Raw genomic sequence first — 5,896 nt, forward strand, 5'->3', positions numbered from 1 at the left:
ATCGGATCGGAAGGGAGTTCGAAGTTTATGACGACAGGAAGATGATCAATGTGAATTCCTCGGGCTAAAAGATCCGTTGCAATGAGAACTTGTATGGATTTGTTTTTGAATTGCTCAAGTGTGTATTCACGTTCTTGTTGAGTTTTATTGCCATGCAGTGCTGCACAATCAATACCCGCTTTCGTGAGTTTTTTTGTCAGCGCATCGGCATTGTCTTTTGCACCAATAAACACCAAAACTTGTTGCCAACCTTCACTGTGTATCTGTTGAATAAGTGCCTTGGCTTTACTGCCTTTGTTCACCAAGAAAAGCCTTTCTTCTATATTGTCAGCGACCTGGTTGGCCAACGTTACCTGGACATAAGAAGGCTGTTTTAACTGAGTATTAAGGCGCTCTTTGAGCTCATCGGGCAGTGTGGCTGAAAACATCATCGTTTGTCGATTGTTAGGCAGGGCATTGCTAATGGCTTGAATATCTGACCAAAACCCCATATCGAGCAAACGATCCGCTTCGTCAAACACGACGCTATGAATACCACTTACATCGAGGTGACGAGTTTGAATCAAATCCAATAAGCGCCCGGGTGTGGCGACGATGATGTGTGGTGACGGTTGCAGTTGCTCTATTTGAATTTCTTTTTCGATGCCCCCACACACTGAGACAATCTTAACGCTCTGGGTTTGATCCAATTGCGCAATATTGGTGGCAATCAGTTGTAGCTCTGTGGTCACTTGAGCCGCCAGTTCACGGGTAGGTACCACAATAATAGCGCTTGGTAGTAGTGCTTTATGAATATCTATCTCAAGTACTTTTTCTATAATGGGCAGGCCGTAAGCCAGTGTTTTGCCACTTCCTGTCTGAGCGATGGCAAGTAAGTCGCCCCCTTTTAAAGCGATAGGAATCGCCTGTGATTGAATGTCAGTCGGTGCACGAAACGAGCTAGGAAGAGCATGAATAAGAGTCGAACTCAAAGTTAGGCGAGAAAATGGCATTCACAGTACCCAATAAACGATATGGAAATTCTGGCCGCAACCTTACCATAGAGAGAATAGGGGGCCTATTGGTTTTCATTTTGCTCCTTTGCTGAGCGAAATTTATCCAATGAGAGGTCGAAGTCACAAAAATAGTGCCGTTCTAACGGGTATTGCTCTATAATCTTCGGCCTTATTTTTGGTTATGCTGTTTGTGGTCGTAGCCGTCAGATTTTAGGAACACAACAATGTCATTTTCATCTCAGAATTTTGCGCCAGAAATTGTGAAAGCACTGTCGGAGTGCGGCTACGAAAAACTAACACCGGTACAAAAGCAAGCCATTCCCCATGCTCGTCGTGGTCACGATATTCTAGCGAACGCCCAAACGGGAACGGGTAAAACCGCCGCTTTTTCTTTGCCTATCATTCAGCAATTGCTTGATAAGCCCAAAGCAAAGAATCGCCATCAAGCGAGAGCCCTTATTCTTGCGCCAACACGAGAATTGGTTGCTCAAATTGCGCAAAACATTGAAGACTACATTAAGTACACCGATCTTTCTGTTGCTGCGATATACGGCGGGGCGAAAATGTCATCGCAAGTAAAAAGCCTCCAGCAAGGTGTTGATGTATTAGTTGCCACACCGGGTCGATTGATTGAGCATTTAGATGATAACAACGTCTCATTGGTGAACTTAGAGTTCTTGGTGTTTGATGAAGCGGATCGCATGCTCGATATGGGCTTCATCTCCTCTATTGAAACCATTATGGGCGGAATCTCAACTAAGCCTCAAACTATGCTCTTTTCAGCGACGTTCTCGCCACAAATGAATAAATTGGCAGGCGAAATTTTGCGCCAGCCAAAACGCATTTCTGTCGCCAGAGAAAATGTGACAGCAGAGACCATTGCACATGTTGTTTACCCAGTTGATCAAGAGCGAAAACGTGAAATGCTCTCAGAGCTGATTGGTCGTAAAAACTGGAAACAAGTCTTGGTATTTGTTAACTACAAAGAAACTGCCAATATGCTGTTAAAAGAGTTAAAACTCGATGGCATTAAAGCCGTGTTATGCCATGGCGATAAGGCACAAAGTGCCCGTAGAAGAGCCCTGGAAGAATTTAAAGAAGGCAAAGCTCGCGTGATGATTGCAACGGACGTTGCAGCGCGTGGCCTAGATATTAAAGACTTGCCTCACGTAGTGAACTTCGACATGCCATTTTTGGCAGAAGATTACGTTCATCGCATTGGCCGCACTGGTCGTGCTGGTCAAAAAGGGCATGCCATTTCCTTTGTAAGCCGTGAAGAAGAGTTGACACTGCAGCAAGTTGAGTCGTTGATAGGTCATACGATTTATCGAGTAGAGCAAGCAGGTTATGAGCCAAAGAATCGTGATGCGCTGTTGGAAAAAATGCACTCCAAACCGGCGTTTAAAAATCGCAAAACAAGAACAAACAACCCATCTGACTCCAATCAAGGCTCAGCAGAAAAGCGAGCAAGATTGCGCAAGATGATTGTGAACAAAAACAAGCCTGCAAGCCTAAAGAAATAGCGGTTCTACGTTTTAAACCCTATATTTAAAAGCGCTAAGTTCAAATCAAAAACGCCGAAGACTATTATCTTCGGCGTTTTTTTATACTTCTAATTCGGTCATGACTTACAAAATGAGGCTTATACCAATCACAGAAAGAAGGTGATTAGAAATAGCGTAGGAAAAAGTTAAGCAACAAATTACTCATTAATTAGAAATAAGTGTCTGCTTGAACTAAATTAAATAGTAAACAAAACGTGTAGGTGCTTATGAGCGTTTCAAATTGGGCTGAACAGTATTGCTCTGGCTCGTCAGAGTTGCTGGTGCTTTATCATCCTGAACAAAATTATGTATGCCAAAGTAAAGGGCTATTGAAGACACTTTCGCCAGACGCTTTAGATCAAGGCACTTTAGATCAAGGTGCTTTAGATATCGTGAGGTTTCTTTCAAACCTCACTCCTGAGCAATTAAACTCCCCCGACTTCAGCGGTTTTTCTATGAACCTAGCGGAAGTCACCTGCATCGACGGTCTTTATTTTTACCGCTTAAACATAGTCACACCCACACCTTCAAATGAGCAGAGTATCCAACCCATTCGCAACAAGGAAAACTTGACGTTCAATGAGCAAGCACGACTTCTGGAGAAAGCACAAAAAGAACTTATAGAGTTAGAGAAACTGGCTTCCTTAGGGGCGTTGGTGGCTGGCGTGACTCATGAAGTCAATACACCGATTGGCATAGGGGTCACCGCAGCATCACACTTATTATTGGAAACCAAATCCATTATCGAACGGTATGACAATAAGACGATGAAAAAGTCGCAGCTGGAAGACTTTTTAGAGGGCGCGTTAGAAAGCGGAGAAATCATTCAAGATAACTTGATGAGGGCCAGCGACTTAATTAAGAGCTTCAAGCAAATCGCGGTAGAACAAACTATTGATTCCATATTTGATGTGAATTTGAAAGAGACGGTGACCCACATCAAAAACAGTTTTCATCATAAACTCAAAAATAAGCCCGTCACTTTTGTGAATAATGTTGATAGTGATCTGGTGTTTAGAACATGTTCAGGGAAACTGAATCAAATCATGACGAACCTCGTCAATAACTCGCTTATTCATGGTTTTGATAAAGGCAATAAAGGCAGCATTGAAATTACCGCTAAACGTGAAAACGGACACATACACATTTGCTATTTTGATACAGGTAGCGGGGTAGACGACACGATACTCACTCAATTGTTTGACCCTTTTTTTACCACCAAAAGAGAGGAAGGTGGTACCGGGCTTGGCCTGAATATTGTCTACAATATTATCAAGCAACAAAATGGCCAAGTGGAAGTCAGCCACGTAAAGCCGTCGGGCCTTCAATTTAATATCATTCTGCCAATCGAGGTAAATCAATGAGCGATGATCTGTTTAATGATGATTTTTTTGCCGATGAAGAAGAAGCGCAGGATAAAGTGCCTCAAAAACCCTGGAACGTACTGATTGTCGATGATGATGAAGAGATTCATCGCGTCACCAAGATGGCATTGCGATCCTTTGAATTTGAAAATAGACCGCTGAACTTTATTAGTGCGTATTCCGCCAAAGAAGGAGAAAGCGCTTTTCTAACCAATCATGACATAGCAATGGTGCTGCTTGATGTGGTTATGGAAACGGATCACGCTGGGTTAGAGTTAGCAAAATGGATTCGAGATGAGCACGGTGATCTCAATGTTCGAATCGTGTTGCGAACAGGCCAACCAGGTCAATCGCCAGAGCAATCAGTGATTAAAGACTATGACATTAATGATTACAAAGCCAAAACGGAATTGACAGCGCAGAAACTCTACACCACAACACTTACCGCTTTGCGAGCCTATCAACACATTATGATTCTTGAGCAAAGCAAGATGGGGATGGAGCAAGTGGTCATTGCGACCAAAAATGTGATGGATAAATTGGGTTTTGTCGCGTTTTCAAAAGCTGCGCTCGATCAAATTATTACGCTTATTAATGTCAACGACACCATGCTGATTGACTTAACACCAATGACCAAGGCCCAAGTTTCTGGTACTCAAAATCAAGATGGAAAAAGTAAGGTAGATGTCATTTGTGGGACGGGTCTGTTTCAAAACACGCAGGATAAATACACGTGTTTAGAAGAGCTACCGTTTCAGTGTCTAGTCGCTAAGTCTCGACAAAATAATGGTTCGGTTTTTGATGGTGAAGAAATTCTTATTTACTGTAAAAGTGACAATCATGCGGTGGCTTTTTATATCGCCACGGGACGAGAGTTGGGGCAACTCGATCGTCATTTACTGGAAGTGTTTACCGAGAACTTAGTGGTGGGATTGAAAAATATTGACCTGAATGAGCAAATGAAAAACTCTCAAAGAGAGGTGATTTATCGATTAACCGAAGTGGTAGAAAGCCGTTCGAATGAAACCGGTTATCACGTTAAACGAGTTGCCCGTTATTGTGAATTGTTGGCACAGCTGTATGGTTTGAATGAAGAGCAATGCGAAACCATTTTATTTGCGTCGCCACTGCACGATATTGGTAAAGTAGGCACTCCAGACCGCGTTTTAAATAAACCCGCTAAGTTAAATGCAGAAGAGTGGGCGATCATGCAAACTCATGCTGAAATTGGTCAGCAGATGCTACAGGGTTCTGAACTAGAGCTATTGGATGCGGGTGCAATCATAGCGGGTACGCATCATGAACGCTGGGATGGCAATGGCTACCCTAACGGTTTAAGTGGTGAAAACATCCCTATTTATGGAAGGATTTGTGCGCTGGCGGACATTTTTGATGCATTGTGTTCAAAGCGTGTTTACAAAGACGCTTGGTCAATTGAAAAAGTATTTGACTACATTGAATCCGAATCAGGGCTGTTTTTTGATCCAAAACTGGTAGAGTTGTTTTTGCAAAATAAAGCGCAGTTTTTAAATATAAAAGAAGAGCTTAAAGATCCTGAATGCTAACGCTCGACTATTTTCATTTACCCTCTCCCCTTGATGATAGGTAATGAATAAGAAATGGAATGGTTATTATGACTAAATGGTTGCTGGTTTTACTCACTGTATATTGTTCCGCTCTATTTGCTGCCGAACCCAACGTATTTCGAGTCTATTTAGATGCCGATAGAACAGGGCATATTGAATCAGCACGATCAATTGAACAGGGGGTTCGTGTCGCGTTTTCGGAAGTTGGCGATCAAATTGGTGGTGTTCCGGTAGAGTTTGTCGTGTTAGATCATCGTGGGAATTCGCTTCGTAGTCTAAAAAATATGGAACGCTTTTCAAAAGACCCTAATGGGTTAGTGTATATCTCAGGAATGCATTCACCACCATTGATTAAATATCGTCAGTTTATCAATGAATCACAGATGTTAACGCTCGTTCCTTGGGCT

Annotated in this window: 4 protein-coding genes and 1 pseudogene; 4 read left to right on the forward strand and 1 reads right to left on the reverse strand. The window is 42.6% G+C overall.

Features of this window, described 5'->3' with window-relative positions:
* Positions 1 to 992, reverse strand: a 992-nt coding sequence (locus ACP45E_RS04225; RefSeq protein WP_069584728.1) for a DEAD/DEAH box helicase, incomplete at its 3' end; no start/stop codon positions are given.
* Positions 993 to 1,219: 227 nt separating this feature from the next.
* Between ACP45E_RS04225 and ACP45E_RS04230 the strand changes: the two genes are divergently transcribed.
* The 4 genes and pseudogenes from ACP45E_RS04230 to ACP45E_RS04245 form a co-directional block, all read left to right on the forward strand.
* The gene (locus tag ACP45E_RS04230; RefSeq protein ID WP_017038445.1) at positions 1,220 to 2,518 is read left to right on the forward strand and encodes a DEAD/DEAH box helicase; all 1,299 of its coding nucleotides are present in this window, start codon (positions 1,220 to 1,222) and stop codon (positions 2,516 to 2,518) included.
* A gap of 248 nt (positions 2,519 to 2,766) precedes the next feature.
* Positions 2,767 to 3,903 (forward strand): sensor histidine kinase, encoded by a 1,137-nt coding sequence (locus tag ACP45E_RS04235; protein WP_017038444.1) that lies wholly within the window; start codon positions 2,767 to 2,769, stop codon positions 3,901 to 3,903.
* Positions 3,900 to 5,468 (forward strand): response regulator, encoded by a 1,569-nt coding sequence (locus ACP45E_RS04240; protein ID WP_017038443.1) that lies wholly within the window; start codon positions 3,900 to 3,902, stop codon positions 5,466 to 5,468. Before ACP45E_RS04235 ends, ACP45E_RS04240 begins: the two co-directional genes overlap by 4 nt.
* Positions 5,469 to 5,536: 68 nt before the next feature.
* Positions 5,537 to 5,896 (forward strand): annotated as a pseudogene (locus ACP45E_RS04245) (ABC transporter substrate-binding protein); the annotation flags it as partial.

Source organism: Vibrio genomosp. F10 str. 9ZD137, assembly GCF_049974785.1.
GTDB lineage: Bacteria > Pseudomonadota > Gammaproteobacteria > Enterobacterales > Vibrionaceae > Vibrio.